The organism is Flavobacterium aquidurense (genome assembly GCF_002217195.1).
GTDB lineage: Bacteria > Bacteroidota > Bacteroidia > Flavobacteriales > Flavobacteriaceae > Flavobacterium > Flavobacterium frigidimaris.
The window spans coordinates 62,994-89,892 of record NZ_MUGR01000035.1 but is presented as its reverse complement, the minus strand read 5'-3'; the positions used below and the strand labels follow the sequence as shown (position 1 = coordinate 89,892).

At 36.6% G+C, this 26,899-nt stretch carries 12 protein-coding genes; all 12 read left to right on the top strand.

The genetic code is table 11. The annotated features are described in order from the left end of the window. Nucleotides 1-148: 148 nt before the first annotated feature. The 12 genes from B0A67_RS18220 to B0A67_RS18165 all read left to right on the top strand — a co-directional run bounded on the left by B0A67_RS18220 (nucleotide 149) and on the right by B0A67_RS18165 (nucleotide 26,815). The gene (locus B0A67_RS18220) at nucleotides 149-1,834 is read left to right on the top strand and encodes a glycoside hydrolase family protein (RefSeq protein ID WP_072958025.1); all 1,686 of its coding nucleotides are present in this window, start codon (nucleotides 149-151) and stop codon (nucleotides 1,832-1,834) included. Between the two features lie 119 nt (nucleotides 1,835-1,953). Beyond that, nucleotides 1,954-3,081 (top strand): glycoside hydrolase family protein, encoded by a 1,128-nt coding sequence (locus B0A67_RS18215; RefSeq protein WP_072958028.1) that lies wholly within the window; start codon nucleotides 1,954-1,956, stop codon nucleotides 3,079-3,081. Between the two features lie 50 nt (nucleotides 3,082-3,131). Continuing rightward, the gene (locus tag B0A67_RS18210) at nucleotides 3,132-6,458 is read left to right on the top strand and encodes a glycoside hydrolase family 2 TIM barrel-domain containing protein (protein WP_084074509.1); all 3,327 of its coding nucleotides are present in this window, start codon (nucleotides 3,132-3,134) and stop codon (nucleotides 6,456-6,458) included. 101 nt (nucleotides 6,459-6,559) lie between these two features. Next, complete coding sequence (locus B0A67_RS18205) at nucleotides 6,560-9,973, top strand: glycosyl hydrolase (protein ID WP_072958032.1); 3,414 nt, start codon at nucleotides 6,560-6,562, stop codon at nucleotides 9,971-9,973. A gap of 240 nt (nucleotides 9,974-10,213) precedes the next feature. Next, nucleotides 10,214-11,647, top strand: a complete 1,434-nt coding sequence (locus B0A67_RS18200; protein WP_072958035.1) for a sialate O-acetylesterase — start codon at nucleotides 10,214-10,216, stop codon at nucleotides 11,645-11,647. 235 nt (nucleotides 11,648-11,882) lie between these two features. Continuing rightward, nucleotides 11,883-14,213 carry a DUF5703 domain-containing protein gene (locus B0A67_RS18195; protein ID WP_072958038.1) on the top strand — a complete coding sequence of 777 codons (2,331 nt, stop codon included), beginning with the start codon at nucleotides 11,883-11,885 and terminating at the stop codon, nucleotides 14,211-14,213. A gap of 7 nt (nucleotides 14,214-14,220) precedes the next feature. Next, nucleotides 14,221-16,671, top strand: coding sequence for a pectate lyase family protein (locus B0A67_RS18190; RefSeq protein ID WP_072958041.1), 2,451 nt, complete (start codon nucleotides 14,221-14,223; stop codon nucleotides 16,669-16,671). Between the two features lie 220 nt (nucleotides 16,672-16,891). Next, nucleotides 16,892-18,910 (top strand): aceric acid hydrolase, encoded by a 2,019-nt coding sequence (locus tag B0A67_RS18185; protein ID WP_072958664.1) that lies wholly within the window; start codon nucleotides 16,892-16,894, stop codon nucleotides 18,908-18,910. 69 nt (nucleotides 18,911-18,979) lie between these two features. Further along, a complete protein-coding gene (locus B0A67_RS18180) occupies nucleotides 18,980-19,966 on the top strand; it encodes a pectinesterase family protein (protein ID WP_072958669.1) in 987 nt (328 codons plus the stop codon). 91 nt (nucleotides 19,967-20,057) lie between these two features. Continuing rightward, nucleotides 20,058-20,762: a rhamnogalacturonan acetylesterase gene (locus B0A67_RS18175; protein ID WP_242670985.1), complete on the top strand. Its 705-nt coding sequence runs from the start codon at nucleotides 20,058-20,060 to the stop codon at nucleotides 20,760-20,762. 650 nt (nucleotides 20,763-21,412) lie between these two features. Continuing rightward, a complete protein-coding gene (locus B0A67_RS18170) occupies nucleotides 21,413-24,820 on the top strand; it encodes a SusC/RagA family TonB-linked outer membrane protein (protein ID WP_072958044.1) in 3,408 nt (1,135 codons plus the stop codon). 18 nt (nucleotides 24,821-24,838) lie between these two features. Beyond that, entirely contained in the window at nucleotides 24,839-26,815 is a 1,977-nt protein-coding gene (locus B0A67_RS18165; RefSeq protein ID WP_072958047.1) for a RagB/SusD family nutrient uptake outer membrane protein, read from the top strand. Nucleotides 26,816-26,899 lie beyond the last annotated feature (84 nt).

Here is a 26,899-nt window from a genome sequence, read left to right as displayed (position 1 = left end):
GTCTAGTTGTGTCATTTCGACAAAGAAGAAATCACACGCAAAACCCCAAAAGATTGTCGATTATAGTTACGGAATTTTTAGTGCGATTCCTCTTTATTCGAAATTACAAGATTGGGGAAATTCGCGAGTCAATTAAAAATAAAAAACAATGTTTTCAAAAAATATAAAATACAATTTCAAATTAAAAACAGCTTTTCTGGTAGTATTCTCAGTTTGCTTTCAATTTTCAGTTCTGGCACAAAACCAGGCTTGGAAACCAGCTTCTTTTGAAGTTGTAAAATCAAATTACAAAACATTCAAAACAACGCAATACGCGCATGTTTTTTCAGGAAGTAAACATAATATCGTTCGTTTATCTCCAGAATTGCAAGGTTTGCAGGGTGTCGAACTTCCTTTGAATGTTTATAAAAATGGAACGAACACTGCTTTACAATTAAAATTTAAAGAACCAGTTCAGGTTTTAATTGGTGTTTTTAAGGAAAACAATACAGAATATCTTCAGGCTGATAAATTGCAAAATGCAAAATTAGTATTAGAAAATGGTGTGACAATTACAGGTTTACCGCCAGTAAATGTTTATGCGATTTCATATCCAAAAGGAACTCAGACAATACATCCCGGAAAAGGATTATTTGCAGTTTTAGGAGTTGCAAAAAACAATCAGGAACTAGCTTTTAGAAACGCGGCACTTCCGGACGGAAATCTTTGGAATCCGACTTATATAGTGGAAGGTTTTTCAGATGAGAAACCGCTATTCGAAATTATAGGCGGAGAAAATAAACCTGTTGTAGAAGAAGGAATGCCCGGAACCGAAGGAATTCAAGGTGGTTTTGAAGGAGGACGTGTGGTAAAAGTAGGTGATACCTATCACATGTTTCCAACCGAAAGGGCAGGAGAAAAAGGGGTTGATTATTACTATGATCGTGTAAAAACCCGTATTGGACACTGGACAAGTAAAGATGCTATTCACTGGAAAAGAGAGTCAACAATTTATCAGGCCAGCGGAACATACGCCCTAACCGAAGACGATAACCCAATGAATGATCGCCGTGCCGCTATTTGGTCGTATATGCCGGTTTTTAACGAAAAGGCAAACAAATGGTACGGCTATTATTTGGCCTATACAGTGAGTAAAGAAATAGAACCGAACCATTCTTTTGGAAGGATTTGGAGATGCGAATCAACAGTAGAGGGAATCGATGGAATTGGTGGTCCATATAAAGATATGGGCATTATCATGGAACCCGGATTAGACTCAGAACCGTGGGAAGGACGTCAGGGTGTGGCTTCTTTTTTTCCATACAAAGTAGGCGATAAGTATTTTGGTTTTTATAGCGGAGCTTATCCTTTTAATTCCTGGGCGGATTATCCAAAGAAATCAGGAAAAGGCTGGTTTGTGGCTTTAGCCGAATCAAAAAGTTTAGAAGGTCCATGGTCAAGAATAAAAGAAGGTAATAATCCAATTAAAACGATGCATCCGTTTTTTGTTGAGAATCCGATTGTGAGTCAGTTACCCAACGGTTTATACATTGCCATTTTTGACGGTGGGCCAGACGGCTGGGGACATCATTTACCCAATATGATTGCCTATTCATTATCAAAAGATGGTAAAAATTGGCAGGAAGCCAGATATCTTCCTATAGAAACCAAAGTCGATAAATGGTGGGATATTATGAGAACACCATTATGTCTAATTCCAGAAGGAAATGACGTTTACACCATTGTTTACGCCGGAATTGACCTGAAAAGAAGATTTCACCCAATGGGAATGGTAAAAGTAAAACTAAACAAAGACGTAATGGAATCCAGATTGCAAGAGTTGAAAAGAGAATAGAATAATATGTCGAGAAACTTTGCGGCTCTGTGACTTTGCGCGATTATTTCACCGCAGAGATTAATAAAGAAAAACAAAAAAACTTAGTGCTTAGCGTCTTCGTAGCCAAAATATAAAACATGAAAATTAAATACCTATTTATTGCCATTGCAGCACTTTTGATAAGCAGTTGCAAAGCTCAAAAATACAAGAAAAGAGACATCAACGAAACTGTAATGCAGGAGATCTACAACGAAATCAAAACGCCTTACAAATACGGTTTAGTAATGGTTCCCACAGACAACTCCTATAAAATGGATTGCCCGAGTGTATTTAGAAAAGACGGCAAATGGTTCATGACCTATTTAATCTATGACGGAAGAGGATACGAAACCTGGCTGGCAGAAAGTGACGATTTATTGCATTGGAAACATTTAGGAAAAGTAATGTCTTTCTCTGAAAACGAACAACACTGGGATGTCAATCAAAAAGCAGGATATATTTCATTGCAAGATCCAACGTGGGGTGGAAGCTATGAATGGGGAAAATACGATGGCAAATACTGGATGAGTTATTTTGGAGGAGACAGCAAAGGTTACGAAGCCGGAGTATTATCGATCGGGATGGCTTATACTAAAGAATCTCCAACAAAACCGCACGAATTTCAAAGATTAGAAAATCCGGTTTTAACGCCAAAAGACAAAGATGCTAAATGGTGGGATAATAGTACGATGTATAAAAATAGTGTGATTCGTGATAAGGATAAATTGACAGGACACAATTTTATCATGTATTATAATGCTCGTGGTGATAGCATAAATCCTGCTAAAGGCGCAGAGCGTATTGCTATGGCAGTATCGGACGATATGAAACAATGGAAACGTTATGGTAATAAACCTTTAATCAATCATCATAAAGGAATCTCAGGAGATGCCTATATTCAGCGTATCAATGATACTTGGGTGATGTTCTATTTTGGAGCTTTCTGGACGGGTTGGAATCAAGGTGCATTTAACCGTTTTGCAGTTTCGAATGATTTAGTAAACTGGTCAGATTGGAAAGGCGATGATTTAATCAAATCTTCAGAACCTTATGATAATATGTTTGCGCATAAATCATTTGTAGTAAAACATAATGGAGTAGTGTATCACTTTTATTGTGCCGTAAATAAAGCAGAACAAAGAGGAATTGCAGTTGCAACATCAAAAGATTTAGGGAAAAGCGAAACGAATTTTGTCGCACCACCGGAGAAAAAAGAGAAGAAATAAAAGTATTCAGTCGCAGTCTCAGTATTCAGATTGCAGTTATATAAAATATTATGGTTAAAATAGGTCAGTGGTTATTCAAGTTTCGAGTTTCGATTCACAATTTACATTTCACATTTTACTTCTTACTGTTAGCAGTCAGCATTCAGGCACAATCTGTAACAGGCGAGCCTGCGGGAATTCCTGAAATACCAAAAAAATATGAATTTGCACCTTGGGAAGATCCAACAGTTACGAGTATCAACAGACAACCCTCCAGAGCAACGGCATATTCGTATACCAATGTTGAAGATGCCTTAAAAGGCGACAGAACCAAAAGCCGGCTAAAAATGCTGACGGGAGATTGGGATTTTAAATACGCAACCAATCTCAAAGAAGCTTCGAAAGATTTTTATAAAGGAAAAGTGAATGGTTGGAATAAAATCGAAGTGCCGTCTAATTGGGAATTGAAAGGCTACGATATTCCGATTTATAAAAGTGCCGTTTATCCGTTTAGACCTATAAATCCTCCTTTTATTCCTAAAGATTATAACGGAGTAGGTTCTTATCAACGCAGTTTTACTGTTCCTGAAAATTGGAAAGATATGACGGTAACTTTGCATTTTGGCGCTGTAAGTTCCGGATTTCAGGTTTGGCTTAACGGAGAATTTCTGGGGTATGGAGAAGATAGTTTTCTGCCATCGGAATTTGATATTACGCCTTATTTGAAAGAAGGGGAGAATGTAGTTTCAGTTCAGGTAATTCGCTGGACAGACGGTTCATATCTTGAAGATCAGGATCATTGGCGTGTAAGCGGAATCCAGCGTGAGGTTTTTATTATGGCAGAGCCAAAATTACGCATTCAGGATTTCTTTTATCAGACAAAATTAGACAAGCAATACAAAGACGCTTCTTTTCAATTACGTCCAAAAGTTGAGAACTTAACAGGCGAAAAAATCAAAGATTATACTTTTCAGGCACAATTATACGATGCCAATAATGTGGCTTTATTCAAAGCACCACTTCAAAAACCGGTGATCGATATGATCAACGAAAGTTATCCCCGTTTGGATAATGTACGTTTTGGAATGTTCAAGGAAAATATCAGCAATCCAAAAAAATGGAGTTCAGAAGAACCTAATTTGTACACTTTGGTGATGTCGATAAAAGATGCAAACGGAAATATTACTGAAGCTAAAAGCTGTAAAGTTGGTTTTCGATCCGTTGAATTCTCTAAAGAGAACGGCAAAATGCTCATCAACGGAAAAGAGACGTATGTATATGGCGTAAACCGTCACGACCAACATCCAACAAGAGGGAAAGCTGTCACAAGAGAAGATATTAAAGAAGATATTACAACCATTAAAAAGTTCAATTTCAACTTTATCAGAACCAGTCATTATCCTAACGATCCTTATTTTTATGATTTATGTGATCAATATGGTATCATGGTAATGGACGAGGCCAATCAGGAAACACACGGAATTGGCGGAAAATTAAGCAACGACCCTAAATGGACAAATGCGTATTTGGAGCGCATGACAAGAATGGTAGAACGCGATAAAAACCATCCGTCGGTTGTGTTCTGGAGTTTAGGAAACGAAGGCGGAAAAGGACCAAATCATGCTGCAATGGCGGGTTGGGTTCACGATTTTGATATTACACGTCCGGTGCATTACGAACCGGCGCAAGGAAACCCACGATTAGACGGATATATCGATCCGCTTGACCCAAGATATCCTAAAACAATCGATCACGCTTACCGATTCGAAAACCCGCAGGACGAGCCGTATGTGGATATGGTAAGCCGATTCTATCCGGGAGTTTTTACACCTAAATTTTTAGTAGATCAAAAGAAAGATACACGACCAATTATTTTTGTAGAGTATTCTCATGCCATGGGAAATTCGGTTGGGAATTTAAAAGAATTATGGGATGAATTTCGTTCACTACCAAGAGTTATTGGAGGTTGTATTTGGGAATTTAAAGATCAGGGATTAGTGAAAAAAGATCCTGCAACAGGTCAGGAATTTTTTGCTCATGGAGGAGATTTCGGAGAAAAATACCATGACGGAAATTTCAATACAAAAGGAATTGTTGATTCTAACGGAAAACCAAAAGGTTCTATTTATGAGAACAAATGGATTTATCAGCCAGCGACAAGTACTTTAAAAGACAATTTTCAGTTAGAAATTAAAAATCGTCAGGCCGTAAAATCTTTAGCTGCCTATATTCCGGTTTTAAAAATTTTAGAAAACGGAAATGTGATCAAAACTCAGGTATTAAAACCTTTTAATTTAGAAGCGGGACAATCTGTTATTTTAAATGTAAAACAATATTTACCAAAACTGAAAAAAGATGCCGAGTATTTTCTGAATATCGAATTCCAACTTTCAAAAGATGAATTATGGGCAACAAAAGGTTACGTTGTTGCGGAAGATCAGTTTTTGCTAAAAAAACAAGATGTTGTAATTGATTTTAAAGAAAAAGATTCTAAATATAAAACCACAGAAACAGATTCTGATTTTAAAATTAAAGGAAAGTCTTTTGAAATTAGTATTAGCAAGGCAAACGGAGCCCTGAGCTCTTATGTTTTCAATGGCGAAGAACAGGTTTTTGCTCCATTGTTGCCTAATTTTGTGCGACCGCTTACTGATAATGATAAAAGAGGCTGGAAATCGCATAAACTTTTAAAACAATGGTATCAGGCAAAACCAAAAGTGATAAGTACCAAAATGGCCATTGCTATTGACGGAACGATAATTACAAGCGAATATGAAGTTATAAAAGACAGTGCCAAAGTACAGGTTGTTTATAAAATTAATGAAAACGGAATTATAAAAGTCGATTACAACCTAAAAGCAACAAACAAATTACCCAACATTCCAAAAATTGGAATGCAAATGGGAGTGCAAAGAAAGTTCGATCAGATTTCATGGTACGGAAAAGGAGAATTGGAGAATTACAGCGACAGAAGTTTTGGATCCTTCGTAGGGAAATATTCTTTGCCAATTAATGATTTTCTGGAGCATTATGTAAAACCTCAGGAAAATGCAAACAGGACAGAAGTAAGATGGATGGCTTTTACAACGCCTCAGAAAAATAAAGGTTTGTTGGTAGTTGATGATGCCAAAGTTTTAAGCATGAGCGCATGGCCGTATACGCAGGAAAATTTAAGTGCCGCCAAACATACTTTTGATCTCAAAGATCCGGGATTTTTAACCGTAAATATCGATTTGGTCCAAATGGGAGTGGGAGGAAACGACAGTTGGACTACAGTAGCGCAGCCGTTAGAACAATATCAGATCAAGTCAGGAGATTATCAATACAGTTTTTATCTGGTTCCTTTTTCAGGTTCGAAAAATGAATTAGATAGCAGTTTGAAGAAATTCAAATATTAATAGAAATACAAAAAAAACTGCTAAAATCTGCTAAATCTGCGTGAGTACAATAGGCACGCGGATTTAGCAGATCTGGCAGATTTCTTAAAAAATAATTACTAATGTTTCAAAAGAGAATCATCTTTTTAATAGTACTTGTCACGGGATTCGTTTCCGCACAAGGAATACATAAAAAAGAAAATAATCCGTTTCAGCCCACAATAGAATCCTCAAGACCTTGGGTATATTGGTATTGGATGCAAAGCGCTTACTCAAAAGAAGGCATTACAGCTGATCTGGAAGCGATGAAACAAGCCGGAATTGGAGGTGCGTATTTAATGACTATTAAAGGCCCGGCAAATCCGCCATTAATGAATCCTCCGGTTTTGCAACTGAGTCCGGAATTCTGGACTTTGGTGCGTTGGGCTCTGACAGAAGCAGATCGTTTAGGTGTTAAAATTGCTTTTCATCCTGCAGATGGTTTTGCCGTTGCCGGAGGACCGTGGATAGCGCCGGAAATCTCCATGCAAAAAGTGGTTTGGGCAGACGTTACCGTAAACGGAAATAGTTTTAAAAACCTGCAATTACCTACGCCAAATCATTACAAAGACTATTATAAGGATATTGCCACGTTTGCTGTTCCGGTAAAGGAAGCCTACACAACATCCAATCAAAACCGTCCGAAAATTACTTCTACATTACCGGATTTTGATGCGTCATTTTTAAGTGATGCCAGCAAAGACGATCAGTTCAGACTAAAGGAAAAAGGCTGGGTGCAATACGAATTTGATCAGCCGTTTTTATGTAAATCCATTCAGATAGAAACCAAAGGAAATAATTATCAGGCACATCGTTTAATTATTGAAGTAAGTGATGATGGTAAAAACTTTAAAAGCCTTGGCCGCTTAACAACTCCACGTCATGGCTGGCAGGATGTTGATGCTTTTTACACACACAGTATTGTACCAACAAAAGCCAAATATTTCAGGTTTGTTTACGATCCGGAAGGAACAGAACCAGGTGCAGAAGATCTGGATCCCGCAAAATGGAATCAGGGTTTAAAAGTCGCAAAAATACTCTTGTCAAACGAACCCTTAATCGATAATTATCAGGGGAAATCAGGTGCAATTTGGCGTTTGAGTCCACAAATAACAGACAAGGAAATCAGTAAATCGGATTGTATTGAACCATCAAAAATGATTAATATTTCGAAGTTTGTAAATGAAAAAGGAATGCTGAATTGGAAAACTGCGCCAAAAGGAAATTGGCGCATTATTCGTTTTGGATATACTTCTACCGGACATGAAAATGCAACAGCAGGAGCAGGAAGAGGCTTAGAAGTGGATAAATTTAACGCAGAAGCTGTGCGTTTTCAATTAGATCACTGGTTTGGTGAAATGTTAAGAACTGCCGGACCTGAATTGGCTTCAAAAGTGGTTAAAATACTGCATATAGACAGTTGGGAATGTGGAAGCCAGAACTGGTCGCCGATTTTCAGAGACGAATTCAAAAAAAGAAGAGGCTACGATATTGTTGATTATTTGCCGGTTATGGCAGGAATGCCTGTAAAGGATATTCAGACTTCAGAGAAAGTATTGTACGATGTGAGAAAGACGATTTCCGAATTAATTGTCGATAATTTCTTTGGCACTTTGGCTGATGAAGCCAAAAAAGCAAATGTAAAATTCAGTTCAGAAAATGTGGCACCAACCATGATGAGCGATGGACTTTTGCACTTTAAACATATCGATTATCCAAGTGGTGAATTTTGGCTAAAAAGTCCCACACATGACAAACCAAACGATATGCTTGATGCGATATCAGGCGGACATATTTACGGAAAAGACATTATTCAGGCAGAAGCTTTTACTGAGCTGCGAATGGATTGGGATGAGCATCCGGGGAATCTTAAAACAATGGCAGACAGAAATTATGCACTGGGAATTAATCGTTTTTTCTATCATGTTTTTGTTCATAATCCCTGGACAGATCGTAAACCCGGAATGACTCTAAACGATATTGGAACTTATTTTCAAAGAGATCAAACGTGGTGGAAACCCGGAAAAGCTTGGTTTGATTATTGTCAGAGAGTTCAGTTTCAATTACAAAAAGGAAAACCTGTTGTTGATTTGGCTGTTTTTATTGGTGAAGATTTGCCATCGCGTTCGGTACTTCCGGATCGTTTAGTGCCTTTTATTCCAAATGTTTTTGGACAGGAAAGAGTGGAAAGCGAAGCTATTCGATGGAAAAATGAAGGTCAGCCAAGTATTAAAATTCCAAAAGAAGTCACTTCTACTAAAAATTCAACCGATTTATCGCAATGGATAAATGCTATGAATGGTTATCAGTATGATTCGTTCAACTCCGATGTTTTGTTGCATAATTCGAAAGTAGAAAACGGAAAAGGAATCTTCAGCAATAGTATCGAATACAGGGCTTTATTATTCCCGGGAAGTCATAAAATGGCACCCAATAAAATGATTTCTTTGGCTGTAGCCGAAAAAATGCTGGAATTAATAAAAGAGGGAGCTACTGTTTTTATTGATGAAAAACCAGATCTGCAACCCGGAATTCAATCCGAAAGCGATCATAAAAAATGGCAGAATGTACTGGATGAAATCTGGAACAATAAATCAAATGCCTCTTTATGGAAAATAGGAAAAGGAACAGTTATTAAATTGCCTTTTTCAGGAAATGATTTTACTTCAATTGGAATTGAACAGGATATTTATTTTCCGAAATTAAACCGGGCTGATTCTCAAACCTTAGCCTGGACACACCGTAAATCTCCAACGGAAGATATTTATTTTATATCCAATCAAAAAGAAGAAAAACGAGAGTTTGAAGCTTCATTTCGTGTAACAGGAAAAAAACCGGAATGGTACAATCCTGTAACAGATAAAATTTCCGTTTTAGCGAATTGGAAAATCGAAAATGGACGAACGATTGTTTCTTTAAATTTAGATAAAAATGAATCCGGTTTTGTGATTTTTAAAGAAGCAACAAAAGAGATTTTAGCAAAAGCAGATCAAAAGAATTCTGCATTTGAAACAGTTGAGACTTTGGATGAAAAATGGGAATTGCGATTTGATCCTGAATTTAACGGGCCAAAAGAAGTGGTAAAAATGAATCGGCTTTTTGACTGGAGCACGTCAGAGAACGATCAGATTAAATATTATTCAGGAACAGCAGTTTATAAAAAAGAATTGAACTGGAAAGGAAAAAACACAGATAAAATCTGGTTGGATTTAGGTACAATCGCCAATATTGCAGAAGTAACAATCAACGGAAAAGAGTGCGGAACACTTTGGACTTTCCCGTATAAAGTGGATATTTCCGAAGCATTAAAAAAAGGAAAAAATACAATCGAAATAAAGATCACGAATACCTGGGCAAACCGATTAATTGGTGATGAAAAATTGCCAAAGGAGAAAAGACTAACCTGGACAACAGCGCCTTTTAGATTAGAGGGAGAACCTTTATTGAATGCAGGGTTGTTAGGGCCAGTTACGATTTTGAAAGAGATGAAAGAATAAAGATGAAAGAATAAAGATGAAAGAATAAAGATGAAATATGAAAATGAATTGAATAAATAAATCATGATCAATAGCTTCCAGCTTTAGCCAATAAACGCGACATTTTGGCTAAGGCCAATTTTAGATATATTTTATTCTTCCAGCTAAGGCTGGAGGCAATAAAAAAAGAGTAAATAAAATTTCAACACAGATTAATAATCTTTTTAATCCTCTTAATCTGTGGCAAAAAAGAAGATAAAAATGAAAAATATTAAATGCGCTTTTACATTCATGATATTGCTTTTCGCAAGCATTCAAATCAACGCAAAAATCAAGCTTCCGGCATTATTTTCGGATAATATGATGCTGCAGCAAAAGTCGAATGCACCAATGTGGGGCTGGGCAGAGAAAAACGGAAATATCACGATTAAAACATCGTGGAATTCTAAAATTTATAAAGCAAAAGCAGACCATCAGGGAAAATGGAAAGTAGCCTTGCAGACACCAACTGCGGGAGGGCCCTTTACTATCGAAGTGACTGAAGGAACTGAAAAAGTAATTGTAAAAAACGTACTGATTGGAGAAGTCTGGTTGTGTTCAGGACAATCTAACATGGAAATGCCTTTGAAAGGTTTTCAGGGACAGCCTGTAAAAAATGGCAATGAAATTATCGTAAGATCAACCAATAAGAACATCCGTTTGATTACGATTCCAAGAGCGACAGTTCTGGAACCGTTGGATGATTTTGAAGGAAAATGGGAAACTGCTTCGCCAAAATCGACCGCTAATTTTAGCGCAACGGCTTGGTATTTCGGCTCACTTTTGCAGGAGGTTTTAGATGTTCCGGTGGGATTGATTCACGTTTCTTACGGAGGTTCAAGCATGGAAGCCTGGATGAATCAGGAAATGCTGAAGGATTTTGCAAGTGCTAAAATCCCAACTAAAAAAGAAGATTTGGCAAAAGATCCCAATCGTGTGGCAACAACATTGTTTAACGGAATGCTTTCGCCTGTAATTGGTTACGGAATAAAAGGTTGTATCTGGTATCAGGGCGAATCCAATTACGAAAGAGGGGATGAATATGCAGCCCTAATGAAGAAAATGGTAAGCAGTTGGAGAACGTTATGGAAACAAGGAGATTTCCCTTTTTATTACGCCCAGATCGCACCGTTTAATTATGCTACATTTCATCCGAAAGACTATTTAGAAAAATACAATTCAGCTTATTTAAGAGAAGCACAGCTGAAGGCTGTAAAGGAAATTCCGAATTCGGCTATGGCAGTTCTGATGGATGTGGGAGAAGAAAATAGTATTCACCCAATGGACAAGGAAAAAGGCGGAAACCGATTGGCTTTTCAGGCTTTGGCCAGAACTTACGGCATTGAAGGTTTTGAATTTGAAAGCCCGAAATACAAATCGATGGAAATAAAAGATAATTCGGTAACCGTTTCTTTTGATGATGCCGCGAATGGAATTACAGCGTATGATAAAGAAGTAACGGGTTTTGAACTGGCAGGAGAAGACAAAGTTTTTTATCCCGCAAAAACAGTAGTTCGCAGAAAATCAGTGGTTTTGACATCAGATAAAGTGGCTAAACCTGTTGCAGTAAGATATTTGTTTAAAGATTTTGCAAAAGCAGAACTTTTTAGTGCCGGAGGTTTACCCGTTTCGTCTTTTAGGACAGATGAGTGGTAAAGAGTCATGAGTTATTAATTATGAGTTATAAGTTAAGATTTTTGACGTTTAGTTGTCATTTCGAGGAACGAGAAATCACGCTCGTAATTCGACAAAGATTGAAGACATTCTTTACAGAGCCTCTACTGTGATTTCTCGTTCGAAATGACAAAAAATGAAAATAAATCTGCTTAATCTGCAAAATCTGCGAACTATTTTTTTTACGCAGATTTTGCACATTAAAAAATAAATAAATTTGAAAAATTTAATATTTATATTTTTTCTCTTCACAACGCTTTGTATTAAAGCTCAGATTCCTGTGCTTGATAATTACAATCAGGTTTGGAAAACGCAAAGCAACAATGCGTCAGAATCGATGCCTTTGGGCGGAGGGGATATTGGTTTGAATGTTTGGGTAGAAAAGGGAGATTTGTATTTTTATTTTTCTCGTAGCGGTACTTTCGATGAGCACAATACATTACTGAAATTAGGTCGTGTAAAAGTAGCTTTAACACCAAATCCGTTCAAGGATAATGAAGGTTTTCATCAGGAATTAGTATTGAAAGACGGTTGTATTTTGATTGCTCAGAACAATACCAAAATCAAACTTTGGGTGGATGTTTTTAAACCCATTATTCATCTGGATTTAGAAAGTAAAAATCCGGTGCAAATGACAGCTTCTTATGAAAGCTGGCGTTATAAAAACAGAGATTCAAAAGGAAAAGCAAACAATGCCAATTCTTATAAATGGGCGCCTCAGGGAGAGATTATCACGTATAAAGATTCTGTTTCGTTTGAAAACAACGGCATAAAATTTTATCACAGAAACAGGGAAAATACTGTTTTTGATGTGGCCGTAAAACAGCAAAAAATGGAATCGGTAAAAGAGCAGATGCTGAATCCTTTGGCGAATCTTACTTTTGGCGGATTCATGACCGGAAATAATCTGAAACCACACGGAACTTATACGGGAACGTATCAAAATACAGACTTTAAAGGATTTAGTCTTTCGAGTATAAAGCCTTCAAAAAAGCACTCTGTAGAACTTTATTTAAACACCAGTCAATCTGATTTGAATGTCTGGAATACTGTATTGAAAAATCAAATTTCATCTAATAAAAACACTTCAAAACAATCAGAAAAAAACACGATCAAATGGTGGAATAATTTCTGGGACCGAAGCTTTATTTATACTCAAAAAAACAATGCTGCCGCAAAAGATTCAGTGTATCAGATTGGACAAAATTATCAATTGTTTCGCTATATGTTAGGGGCCAACGCGTACGGAAAATATCCGACGAAATTCAATGGCGGACTTTTTACAGTTGATCCTGTTTTTACCAATCCTGATCTGAATTTCACACCGGACTTCAGAAATTGGGGCGGCGGAACAATGACGGCTCAAAACCAGCGATTGGTTTATTTTCCGATGATAAAAAGCGGTGATTTTGATATGATGAAATCACAGTTGGATTATTATCTGAGTTTACAAAAAAATGCTGAACTAAGAAGTAAAGTTTACTGGAAACATAACGGCGCATCATTTACGGAACAATTAGAGAATTTTGGTTTGCCAAATCCTGCTGAATACGATTGGAAACGTCCTGCAGATTACGATCCGGGAATGGAATACAATGCCTGGCTGGAATACGAATGGGACACCGTTTTTGAGTTTTGCCAAATGATGCTGCAGCAAAAAGAATATGCAGGTGAGGACATTCAAAAATACAATTTGTTTATCATAAGCTGTCTACGTTTTTTTGATGAACATTATCAATATTTAGCCAAACAAAGAGGAAGAAAAGCGTTAGATGGTAATGGTCATTTAGTACTGTATCCGGGTTCAGCAGCAGAAACCTATAAGATGACTTATAATGCAAACAGTACAATTTCGGCTTTGAAAGTAATTACAGAACAGCTTTTAAACCTTTCTTCGAAACAATTATCAAAAGAAGATCTAGGCTATGTAAAAGGTTTTCAAACCAGAATACCGCCATTAAATTATGGTGAGATTGATCATCATAAAGTATTAGTTCCGGCAAAAACATGGGAGCGAATTAATAATTCTGAGGTTCCACAATTGTATCCGGTGTATCCGTGGGGAATTTACGGTATCGGGAAACCGGATTTAGAAATAGCCCTAAATACATGGAAATACGACACAGATGCCATAAAATTCAGAAGTCATGTGGGCTGGAAACAAGACAATATTTTTGCTGCAAGATTAGGGGTAACCAATGAAGCAGCAAAATATAATATGTTGAAAATGGCCAACTCAGACAGAAGATTTCCGGCATTTTGGGGACCTGGTTTTGATTGGGTTCCCGATCATAACTGGGGTGGAGCAGGAATGATTGGCATGCAGGAAATGCTGTTACAGGAATCAAATGGAAAAATATATCTTTTTCCGGCCTGGCCAAAAGACTGGAACGTTCATTTTAAATTACATGCAACACAGAATACAACTATCGAAGCAACACTTATAAATGGCAAGTTGACAGTTTTAAAAGTGATTCCGCAAGAAAGAAAAAAAGACATTATAAATCTGTTAGGAAAATCTGAAACAGAAAAAACAAAATTAAACTAAAACCAAAATGATAAAGAAATTAGTGAGTTCTTTTGCCTTGGCAACGCTTTTGGCAGCAAATGGACAAGCACAATCTGAAAAACAAATCGTAAAAGTCGATTTTGATTTTTTCCAGAGAAGATTAGAAGAAGTGCACGATCCTAACTACGATTCGTGGGTAATTAATGATGGGAAAGAGGCAGAGAAAACCTTTAATAATGTCACTTTTAAACTAAAGGGAAATTTTACTTCAAAATGGTATAAAGTAGGTATGAATGCGCCTTTTTATAACAGATTAGGAAGTGACGGACTGGTTACGGCTGAAAATTTAGAACTAAAAATAAGCGGATTAAAAGAAGGAAAACATACACTTTTGACCTTTCATAATGCTTTTGATGTGATTACAGGAAAGACTTTTTCGCCCATCAAAATTTATGTAAACGGAAAACTTACAGAAACTATAAACGCCAGCCAAAGAGCCAATGCAAAAATTGATGCTGCGATGGCTTATATTATTTTTAACGCAGAGAAATCTAAAGATGTGATTATCCGTTTTGAAATAGATCCAGTCACAAATCCTAATGTTGTAAAACAAATTGTGATTAATGGTTTTGAAATCGATACGCCAAATTTAATGAATCAGGCACGTTCTCCTGAACCTAAAAGTAGAGATGAACATGTTGTTGTGGCAGATAAAAGGACAGTTTTAAAATGGGACTCTTCTAAAGAAGCCGTAATACATAAATTGTATTTTGGAGAAGATTCAACGGCAGTTACAAATGCAAATGAAACCTCAAAAGAGTTTAAAGGAAAATTAACCGCCAATACATTTCCAGTTACTGATCTGTATAGCGGCACTACCTATTATTGGCGTGTTGATGAAGTCGACAGCAAAGGCGATGTGACTTTGGGCAATGTATGGTCGTTTAAGCCTGCACAATTGGCTTTCAAGGGAGCTGAAGGATACGGACGTTATGCAGTAGGAGGTCGTGGCGGAAAAGTGGTGGAAGTAACGAATTTGAATGATGATGGTCCGGGAAGTTTACGCGATGCAGTAAATCAGCAAATAGGCCCAAGAACCATTGTTTTTAATATATCGGGAAACATCAAACTGGCATCCAGATTAGTAGTCAATCAGCCCTATATTACAATTGCAGGACAAACAGCTCCGGGCGAAGGAATCACACTGAGCAGAGCACCAATTGGCCTTACAGGAAATGACGGGATTGTTCGATTTTTGAAAGTGAGAATTGGCGGCGGAACGACTTTTGACGGAATGGGATTAACGGGGGCAAACTACAGTATTATCGATCACTGTTCGATAAGCTGGACAATCGATGAATCGTTTAGTTCTCGTGGCGCACATCACATTACATTACAGAGAACTTTAATTTCGGAAGCTTTAAATGTGGCCGGACATGATAAATATGAGGCTGGAAAAATGCACGGATATGCGGCAACAATTGGTGGTGATATAGGTAGTTTTCATCACAATTTACTGGCGCACAATTATGGGCGTAACTGGAGTATTGGCGGAGGTTTAAACGGAGATGGTTTTTATTCCGGCAGGGTAGATATCACCAATAATGTCGTGTACAATTGGGGACATCGTACAACTGATGGCGGAGCAAATGAAGTAAACTTTGTTAATAATTTTTACAAACCCGGAGCTTCAACCAATATTTTTGTAGCTTTAAATGCACAGCACGAAGGAGTTGGAAAAGGAATGCAGCGTTATTATTTTAACGGGAATGTAATGCCGGGTTATTTCGATGAGAAATCTCAGGAAAAAGGCAGAAAAATGACTGTGTCCAACAAAGAAATGGTTAATTATGAAACTTTCGTTGATAAACCATTTTTCCCATCGTTTGTGAACACTCAGTCGGCAAGAACAGCTTACAAAGACGTACTTTCAGATGTAGGGGCCAATCAGCCTTTCTTTGACAAACACGATAAACGAATTGTAGAAGAAACCCTAAAAGGAACTTATACGTATAAAGGAAGCAAAAGCGGTTTAGGCGGAATGATCGATAATGAAGCGGATGCAGGCGGATGGCCCAATTTTGCAACAGAAAGCCGTCCGGCAGACTGGGATACAGATCATGACGGATTACCAAACTGGTGGGAAAAAGCTTTTGGATTAAATGAAAATTCTAAAGCAGGAGATTTCTCTGATGCTAATTCTGATACTGATAAAGATGGTTTTACACAATTAGACAATTATTTAGATTGGTTAGCTACGCCGCATTATTTTGTGAATTCCGGTGCGAAAATTACTTTTTCAGCTTCTGATTATTTCAAAGGATATGAGAAAAAACCAGTGTATACTTTTTCAGAAGTAAAAAATGGAAAAGTAACTTTAAAAGGAAAAGAAGTTCAGTTTACAGCAACAAATAAAGGCTTCGCTTCATTCATCATTTCAGTAAAAGATGCAGATGGAGATTCAATGAGCAGAGTGATCAATTTCTTTGTGAAATAAAATTATAGCACGCAGATTTAGCAGATTTAAGCAGATCTACGCAGATTTTTTAATAATACAATCAAATTATAATCTGCTCAAATCTTTTTAGATCTGCGTGAAAAAATTAACGCATTGACTTAGGAAAACAGTTAAATGAAAAAACTGTTGTATTCCGCGTTTTGCTTTAGCAATCCGTGTTATCAGCGTTACAAACCACAATACTATGAACATATTCAAAATGAAAAAGCATATAATCCTATTATCGACAGTACTTTTTTCTACTTCCTTTTTAGCACAGAACAAAGGATTGGTCGCCAATTCTCAAAGCCCTTATTCTAAATTGCAAAGTGTAGGTTTAGAAGATGTAAAATGGACAAACGGTTTCTGGAAAGAACAATTTGATGTAGAAACCAAAAGCACTCTGCCTTATATGTGGGATTTGTATCATAACGATTCGATTTCGCATGCGTATAAAAACTTCGAAATTGCAGCAGGTTTAATGAAAGGGAAATTTAGCGGACCTTCTTTTCATGATGGTGATTTTTATAAGATTTTTGAGGGAATGGCGGCTACTTACGCCGTAACAAAAGATAAAAAACTGGATCAGGAAATGGATAAGGCAATTGCGCTTTTTGCCAAAGTACAGCGCAAAGACGGCTACATTCACACACCGGTTTTAATCGACGAACGCTGGGGAACTTTGGGACCTGAAGAAGTTAAAAAGCAACTGGGTTTCGAGAAATACAATATGGGACATTTGATGACCGCTGCCTGTATTCATTATCGTGCAACGGGAAAAACCAATTTCCTGAATATTGCAAAAGGCGTTGCAGATTATTTGTATGATTTCTATAAAAAAGCATCACCGGAACTGGCTCGAAATGCCATTTGTCCTTCTCATTATATGGGAATTGTCGAAATGTACAGAACCACTAAAAATCCAAAATATCTGGAACTCGCCAATAATCTGATTGATATAAGAGGAACTACAGATGACGGAACTGATGATAATCAGGACAGAGTTCCGTTCAGGCAGCAAACTACAGCAATGGGGCATGCCGTAAGAGCTAATTATCTCTATGCCGGAGTGGCTGATTTGTATGCAGAAACCGGAGAAAAAAAATTACTGGACAATCTTGAATCAATTTGGGATGATGTTACCTATCGAAAAATGTATATAACAGGCGCTTGTGGGGCTTTATATGATGGAGTTTCGCCAGACGGAACCTCTTATGATCCTACTGTGGTTCAGAAAATTCATCAGGCTTACGGAAGACCTTTTCAATTGCCAAATGCTACTGCTCATACAGAAACTTGTGCCAATATTGGAAACGTCTTATGGAACTGGAGAATGCTTCAGATTACCGGAGATGCCAAATATGCTGACATTGTAGAGCTGGCTTTATACAACAGCGTTTTATCAGGAGTAAACCTCGAAGGAGATAAATTTTGTTATAACAATCCGTTGAATGTTTCTAATGATTTGCCGTTTCAGCAGAGATGGGGAAATGAGCGCGAAGGGTATATTAAATTATCCAATTGCTGCGCGCCAAACGTTACCAGAACAGTTGCCGAAGTTGGAAATTATGCTTACAATCTTTCAAAAGAAGGTTTATATGTAAATTTATATGGAAGCAATACTTTAAATACAAAAACATTAAACGGAGAATCATTAGAAATAGAACAGCAGACCAATTATCCCTGGGACGGAAAAATAACTTTGAAAATTACAAAAGCACCAAAAGAGATGCAGACTTTTTTTCTAAGGATTCCGGGTTGGAGTCAAAATGCGTCAATTTCAATTAATAATAAAAAGAATAATGATAAAATCGTTTCCGGAACGTATTTCAAAGTAAATCAAAAATGGAAAAAAGGAGATGTTATCGAACTGAATCTTCCAATGCCGGTGGAGTTAATGCAAGCCAATCCATTAGTAGAAGAAGTTAAAAATCAGGTTGCTGTAAAAAGAGGACCACTTGTTTATTGCTTAGAATCAGATCAGCTTCCTGCAAACACAAGTGTAAACGATGTAATTTTAAATTTGAATTCTGATTTTAAAATTGATTTTGCCGAATTGAAAAACAGAAAATTTATGACAATTGAAGCCAGTTCTATAATTGCGGACAACTCCTGGAATAAAACACTTTACAAGCCAATTGCTGCTAAAGACGGAAAATCGGTAACTATAAAATTGATTCCGTATTTTGCATGGGGAAATAAAGGAAAAGGAGAGATGACTGTTTGGATGTCACACTAAAAAATACCCGAATCTTTCTCAAAGTTTGAATAACTGATAAAGATATTGAGAACATTTAAATTAAAAACCATGAAATATATTCTAGCTTTATTTTTATTAGCAACCACTTTTTTAAGCGCTCAAACCCTTGATAATCGGTTGGAATTAACCGTCGCAAAAGATGGATCCGGTGATTTTAAAACCATTCAGGAAGCCATTAATAATGTTAAGGATAATGCGGATAAACGCGTGGTGATAACAATAAAGCCCGGAGTTCATAAAGAGAAACTGGTTATTCTTCCTTCTAAAACATTCATTACTTTAAAAGGAACTGACCGTGAAAAAACGATTATTTCGTTTGATGATTACTCAGGAAAGCCACTTAGAGAAATGGATGCATCGGGCAAGAAGGAATTCGGAACTTCAACTTCTTATTCCTTTTTAATTCAGGGAAATGATTGTACACTCGAGAATCTTACTGTCGAAAATGCAGCGGGAAAAGTGGGGCAGGCGGTAGCACTTCACATCAAAAGTGATAGAGTTATAGTGAAAAACTGCAGTATTTTAGGAAATCAGGATACACTTTATTTATCAGAAGGTAATACCCGCAGCTATTTTGAAAACTGTTTTATAAACGGCACAACTGATTTTATTTTTGGTGCTGCAACAGCTTATTTTTATAAGTGTACTATCGAAAGTTTAACTAACTCCTATATTACAGCCGCTTCAACTCCTAAAGACCAGCCTTATGGTTTTGTTTTTACCGATTGCAGGCTTACAGCAAAAGACAGTACAGTTAATAAAGTATTTTTGGGAAGACCGTGGAGACCATACGCGCAAACCATTTTTATAAACACAGACTTAGGTTCGCATATTATCCCCGAAGGCTGGAATGCCTGGATTGATTCAAGATTCCCTGATAAAGATAAAACGGCTTATTATGCTGAATATGCAAGCAAAGGAGCAGCTGCCAAAAATGTGTCACAAAGAGTTTCATGGTCTCATCAGCTTAAAAAAACAGATGCAAAGAAATACAGTAGAGATTTAGTTTTTAATGGATGGAATCCGAATAAATAATAAATTGATATTTATGAAAAATTTAAAAATCGCTATAGTTACAATAAGTTCAATTTTAATTTTGAGCGCTTTTAGTTTTAAATCTAAAACAATGACAATTTATTTAATTGGAGATTCAACAGTAGCGGATTATTCGCTCGAAGAAGAGTACCAGACAAAGAAATTTCCGCAGGTAGGCTGGGGACAAATGTTTCAGCCTTTTTTTGAAAAAGACAGTCTGAAACTTGTAAAAAGCTTTTTAGGCAATGCCACTGAAGTAAAAATTGACGACAGGGCCAAAGGCGGCAGGAGCACCAGAACTTTTTTTCAGGAAGGACGCTGGGCTGCAGTTTATAAATCACTTCAAAAAGGCGATAGGGTCATGATGCAGTTTGGACACAATGATGCATCAGTCGAAAAGACAGAGCGTTATGTAAATATTGAAGGATATAAGGAGTTTTTACGTCTTTTTATCAATCAAACCAGGGAAAAAGGGGCAACACCCATACTTTTGACTCCCGTTGCCAGAAACTATCCCTGGAAAGATGGTAAATTAACAAACGTTCATGGCGAATATCCACAAGCGGTAAAAGATGTAGCAAAAGAATTAAACGTTCAATTAATAGATCTGAACGAATTGTCTATGGAATTTTTCTCTTCTAAAGGACAGGATTTTGTTACGAAAAATTACTTCATGAATCTCGAAGCTGGCGCATTTCATGCATATCCCAGCGGACAAAACGATAATACGCATTTTCAGACTGCAGGCGGTAGAGAAGTGGCAAGACTGGTTTTTAATGCCATGAAAAAAGGATAGTTTTTCCCGGAATTATTTTCTTTTGTAAAATTTAATGATTTCTAATATCGTTAAACAAAAATGTTTTTTTATACCGTAAACATCTTGCCAAATTTAATTGGTCAGAATTTACGTTTAAAAAAATAAAATTTTTTAAAAAATTGTATAGTAAGTTTTTATTAATGTTTTTAAGCGATACTGTAAGTTTTTTAGTAATTAATAAGTGTGTTTTTTACATGAAAACGAAAATAATGACTAAAGACCTATCCCGTTTAATTGATTCTGTATCAACATACAAATTATGAATTTTACGAATTAAACAGCTTATAATTACTTTTTTTGATTTTCTTTCTTTTTTTTATACAAAAGGAGTTTTTGTGTTGGATTATAGTCAAATATTCTCCTTATTTTTTCTGATACACCTATTGATTTTTTCTTTTTTTTATTAATATTGTTTTTTTAAGTGTAATTTTTTGGGATAATACTATTTTAGCAGGATAGAGCAGGACGGTTGTAATACGCAATCGTTATATTTTTGGATCAAAATTAATAAATGTGTTTTAAACATTTAATAATCGGTTTAAGATTTCTTTAAATTTTGTTTATTAAAAGAAAAGCATATTAAACATGACAAACACTTAACAATTACTAACTAACCAAAAAAAACATTTATGAAACAAGCACTTATAAAAAGATGTAGTTTTCTTTTGTTTACATTAATGACGGTGATGGGTTATGCTCAGAACTTAACTACTTACACTGTTGTAACTGTAACAGGAACTGTTACTGACAATTTAGGAGGCCAGTTACCCGGAGTTAACGTAACTGAAAAATCCACAAAAAATACAGTAACTACAGATTTTAACGGACAGTATACGATAAAAGTAAAAACCGGAGCAACTTTGGTTTTTTCTTTCATTGGAATGAAAAAATCAGAATTACCGATAAACGGAAGAAATATTGTTAATGTGAAATTAGCAGAAGATTCTAACCAGCTTGACAATATTGTTGTTGTTGGTTACGGTACTCAAAAGAAAAGAGAACTTACAGGGGCTATTGCTACTATTAAGCCTGATGATTTAATGGATTTGCCGGTAACAAACTTATCTGACGCTTTAAAAGGACTGGTTCCTGGAGTTTCAGTTACAAGTGGTTCAGGGCGTCCCGGAGATGCTGGTAGTATTCAGATTCGTCAATCGTTTGGTTTCTCAAAGGATGGAAATTCAACCATACCTTTAATAATCATTGATGATATGATTCAGGTAGATCCTGCTAACGGTAAACCAACATTAGAACAATTCAACAGACTGGATCCTTCTGAGATTGAAAGTATCACAGTTCTTAAAGATGGTTCTGCTGCAATTTACGGTTCTCGCGCGTCACAAGGAGCGATTGTGGTAAAAACGAAACGTGGTAAAGCGGGTAAAGCAAAGTTCTCCTATAACAGTCAGTTTGCTGTGAATGATGCTGTTAGTCATAGTAAAGTATTAAACGCTTATGAGTTTGGAGTTTTTAGCAATAGATTTAATACTTCGAGAGTAGCTGCGCCAGCTGTTGTTGATCCAATTACATTATATTCCCAATCTGAACTGGAGCAAATGAAAGGTTTGAATTATAACTGGTTAGATGAAGCCTGGAAACCGGCTATTCAGCAAAAACACTCTTTCAATGTAAGCGGTGGTAATGAAGATGTTACATATTTTGCAGGTGCAACTTACCTTACTCAGGGTGCCAATTTAGGATATCAAAAATATGATAAGTGGAATTTCCGTACCGGAATCAATGCGAAAATCGCTAAGAATTTAGACTTTTCTGCTTCTGTTTCGGGAAATGTAGGAACAATTGATAAATCATTTACAAAAGCATCATCGAATATTAGTGACGGAAGTTATGGATCTGCTGCCGGTGGAGAACAGGCAGATTATGGATTCTTATTACACATGCCACAACATGTGCCTTGGGAAACAGTAGTAGATGGAAAACAATATTATATGTCGCCATTTCCTAATTCAAACAAAAACTTAGGAAGTGCAAATGCGAACACTACAATTGCAGGCTGGAACTATTTTGCCAACTTAAACAACGGTTCGCATCAAATTACTGATGATAATTCGTTTAATATAAATGCATCTTTAAGCTATAAAATAGCAGCAGTTAAAGGTTTGTCTATAAAAGGAACTTATTCCAGAACTCAAAATTCTTCTTATACAGAACAAATTCAATTGCCTTATGATTTGGCTCGAATCAGAGATTACCAGCTTTTAGACAAACACTTGGCAAGTGCTGCTAATCCTACTATTTATAATGCAACTACTAACCCAACAGGTAGTTATATTATCGATACAAACGTTAGAAATTCCAGAGTTTATTATAACAATAGTGATAGCAAAAGTACTCAGGGAGATTTCATGATTAACTACGACAGAACTTTTGGGGATCACCAAATTGGAGCTATGGTAGGAGGAGAAGCATCAGAAGTGTATAGTACAGCTACTCGTTTGGCTTATGAACAAACAGGTAAAGACTATTTGGGAGATTACCGTACTGCGGGAACATTAAGTCCTTCTAACAGTACAGCTACTAAAGTTGAAGGGGGAACTCTTTCTTATTTTGGACGTATCAATTATAGCTACAAACAAAAATATCTATTACAATTTCTTTTCCGTAGTGATGCTTCAACAAAATTTGCACCTGAAAATTATTGGGGATACTTTCCATCTGCTCAGGTGGGTTGGATCGTTTCTAAAGAAAGTTGGTTTGAAAAAGGATTACCGTGGGTTGATTTCTTAAAAGTTCGTTACTCGATTGGTAAAACAGGTAAAGATAATATTCAGCCATGGAGATGGATGCAGTTTTATGATCTTATCGTAGATAAAGGTGCTCAGTTTGGACCTGGTACTTCTAGTGGTGGTGGTGGAACAAATGGCAATGGTTTAACACCAAGAGTTAATCCTAATAGATTAGTTACCTGGGATACTTCTATAAAAAACAACGTAGGTATTGATATTAATGTGTTGAAAAACAGATTGAATTTTACATATGACTTCTACTATGATAAAAATAAAGAAATGCTAACAGATATGAGTAGTGCTGTTGGTGTGCCAATTTCTGTAGGAGGAGGATATGCTGAGGAAAATTACGGACAAATTAATGCATGGGGGTCAGAATTTAGCCTTAACTGGAGTGATAAAATAAAAAGTAATTTTAGTTACAACATAGGAATTAACTTTAGCTACAATAATAATGAAGTTAAGAGATTCCCTGACCAAGGAAATGTGCTTCCTTCTAACAATGCAACAAGAGAAGGAAGATCAGTAGGATACAATCCTGTTTGGGGATTTGCAGTATGGAAAGGAACATCTACAGGAGATGGTATTTTACGTACAGATGAAGATATTGCAAATTACTGGTCATATCTAACAGAGCGTGCAACTGCAGCAGGAGGAGTGCCAAGGTATTTAGATATTAACTCACAATCGGGAATGAGAAAAGGATCTTTGGCTTATCAGGATGTTGCAGGACAACTTAATCCTGACGGAACTGTAGCTCCGGCTGATGGTCAGATCATGAAAGACAATGACTACGTAAAATTAGCAAACAGCAGTAGAACTTACGGATTTACTACTAATTTAGGCTTTAAAGTAGAAGGGTTTTATTTCAGAAGTCAAATTTCTACTTCATGGGGAGGCGCTAACTTTGTAGATTTAGTAAACCAAGGAACTTCATCTGCACACAATATGTGGTCTCGTGAAAGCTTCTGGAATGATATGTACGCTGAAGATAATCCAAATGGTAAATATCCTAACGTAGCACAGTGGGCTTATATGTCAAGTCCATCCGATTTCTGGCAATTAAATACTTTCCGTTGTTTTGTTAGACAACTGTCTGTAGGGTATGATATTCCTAAAAAAGTTTTTGCAGATACTAAAATTGCTGCCATCACATTGGGTATAACAGGAAATAACCTTTGGGATTTATACAATCCTTATCCAGATCATTATAGAAATATGTATGATAATTCTTCTGTAAATTATCCGACACTTAGAACCTGGACGCTTAATTTTAACGTATCATTCTAATCTAAATTAATCGCAATTATGAAAACACCATTTAAATATATAACATTATCACTATTGCTTGCTGCAGGCGCTGTTTCTTGTAGTGATGATTTTCTAAAAGAAAAAAAACCTTATGGTTTGTATGATGACACCTTCTACCAAACTCAGGAACGTGCACAAGCCTATGTAGACAATCAATATTATGATTTTTACAATGCATATAAATCACCAAGTGCTACAATTATTGGTTCTTATACAGATACCAATTCAAAATTAACAGAAGAATTTGGAGGTACTCAGGATCTTATCAATCCAAATAAAACGTTTATAAATTCTGCTGATGCCAGTGGTTACTATGGAGCAAAGCTAACAACGAGTATTAATAATCATCCCTATAACAGGATACGAGAATGTAATGGTTTTCTGGAAGATATTGATGTAAAAGGAGGAAACTTAGATAAAACATTTCGTGATCAGGCAAAAGGACAAATGTATTACATGCGTGCCATGCAGTACTTTGATTTGATGCGTGTTTATGGTGGAGTACCAATTGTTACTACTGTTCAGACAGCATCAGCTAATGATCCGTCTATTCAGCTGCCAAGAGCAAAAGTTTCTGAGGTTGTGGCCCAAATTGTAAAAGATTTAGACATGGCTGCAAGTTTATTACCAGGCAACTGGGGTTCTGGGGCTTACGGACGTTTTACAAGGGGAGCAGCTTTGGCGCAAAAATCGCGAGTACTTTTAACATTTGCAAGTCCGTTATTCAATAAAAACTGGGATGGCTCAAATGAGCGTTGGGATGCCGCTTTAAAAGCAGGATTAGAAGCAGAAGCTCAATTGACACAAGACGGATACGGATTATATGGTAACTCGGCAAAACAATGGGAATCAATGTTTTTGATTGATAATGCTTTTTGTTCAGAGGCGATCACTGTTCAGCTTTGCGGAACAGGTATTTTGCCTGCCGTAGTTAACAATTCATGGGAAAAAGGAATTCGTTTATTGAGTTTAGGCGGGACAGGTGGAGGAGTAGCTGCACCTAAGGAAATGATCGATTTGTTTCCAATGAAAGATGGATCAAGACCTACTGCTGCAAACGGATACAATGATTTTACATTCTTTTTAAACAGAGACCCGAGATTTTACAGAACATTTACTTTCTCCGGTGCTAAATGGGGATCTAAAGAAACTCCTAATTCAGTTCTTTGGGCGTACCGTTGGGTAGATAATGCGAACAAAGCAGGTTTCTCAGATGGAAATACCGCAATATCAAGTCCGGCATTTGTTAGAAAAATGACCAATACCGCAGCTAGTAAAGAAACTAACTTCCAATATTCAGGAACAGACATCTTCGAATATCGTTATGCAGAGTTATTATTGAATATTGCTGAATGTTATGCTGCATTAGGGCAAACAGGAAATACGATAGCATATTTAGGAAAAATTAGAAACCGTGTGGGTATTCCTTCTGCAAATAATTACGGAATAGGGACATTAGCAGATAAATATAAAGCAATAGAAGCCGTTTTATATGAGCGTAGAGTAGAATTGGCGTACGAAGGAAAACGTTTCTGGGATGTTCAAAGATGGATGCTTTATGACAATGAGGCGCTTCCAGGTGTATCTGCGGGAACTGTTAGTAAATTAGGCTTGACCCCAATTAACGGAACAAAACGTACAGGAAACTTTTTACAGTTCAAAAATACTGCAGCATCTTCAACGACAGATCCTTTATTGGCTGCTCGTGCAAGTATTGTAGCAGATCCGGATGCAGCTAATTTTGATGCGCAGCTAACAACTTTAGCCGCTTTTTATAATACTAACTTTACACGTACCCAACTAATTACACCAATGGATAATTTTAACGGAGGCGCTGTGAACATTAAATTCAATCCTAACTATTATATTAATGGTCTTAATACGACTGCTTTAACTTCAAACCCTTGGTTATTGCAAACGATAGGATGGAATGATAATTTTGGAGGATTGGGAACCTACAATTATCAAGAATAATATTTATTCAAAAAAGATCATATATCAAGCTTTTCACCTGTATTCTCATCAAAAGATACAGGTGATTTGTTTAAAAAGAAATAC

What these genes read in the sequence shown, in the direction of transcription:
- B0A67_RS18165 (WP_072958047.1), top strand. Translation starts at nt 24,839, where the DNA reads ATGAAAACACCATTTAAATATATAACATTATCACTATTGCTTGCTGCA.
- B0A67_RS18200 (WP_072958035.1), top strand. Translation starts at nt 10,214, where the DNA reads ATGAAAAATATTAAATGCGCTTTTACATTCATGATATTGCTTTTCGCA.
- B0A67_RS18205 (WP_072958032.1), top strand. Translation starts at nt 6,560, where the DNA reads ATGTTTCAAAAGAGAATCATCTTTTTAATAGTACTTGTCACGGGATTC.
- B0A67_RS18185 (WP_072958664.1), top strand. Translation starts at nt 16,892, where the DNA reads ATGAAAAAGCATATAATCCTATTATCGACAGTACTTTTTTCTACTTCC.
- B0A67_RS18210 (WP_084074509.1), top strand. Translation starts at nt 3,132, where the DNA reads ATGGTTAAAATAGGTCAGTGGTTATTCAAGTTTCGAGTTTCGATTCAC.
- B0A67_RS18170 (WP_072958044.1), top strand. Translation starts at nt 21,413, where the DNA reads ATGAAACAAGCACTTATAAAAAGATGTAGTTTTCTTTTGTTTACATTA.
- B0A67_RS18220 (WP_072958025.1), top strand. Translation starts at nt 149, where the DNA reads ATGTTTTCAAAAAATATAAAATACAATTTCAAATTAAAAACAGCTTTT.
- B0A67_RS18190 (WP_072958041.1), top strand. Translation starts at nt 14,221, where the DNA reads ATGATAAAGAAATTAGTGAGTTCTTTTGCCTTGGCAACGCTTTTGGCA.
- B0A67_RS18175 (WP_242670985.1), top strand. Translation starts at nt 20,058, where the DNA reads ATGACAATTTATTTAATTGGAGATTCAACAGTAGCGGATTATTCGCTC.
- B0A67_RS18215 (WP_072958028.1), top strand. Translation starts at nt 1,954, where the DNA reads ATGAAAATTAAATACCTATTTATTGCCATTGCAGCACTTTTGATAAGC.
- B0A67_RS18180 (WP_072958669.1), top strand. Translation starts at nt 18,980, where the DNA reads ATGAAATATATTCTAGCTTTATTTTTATTAGCAACCACTTTTTTAAGC.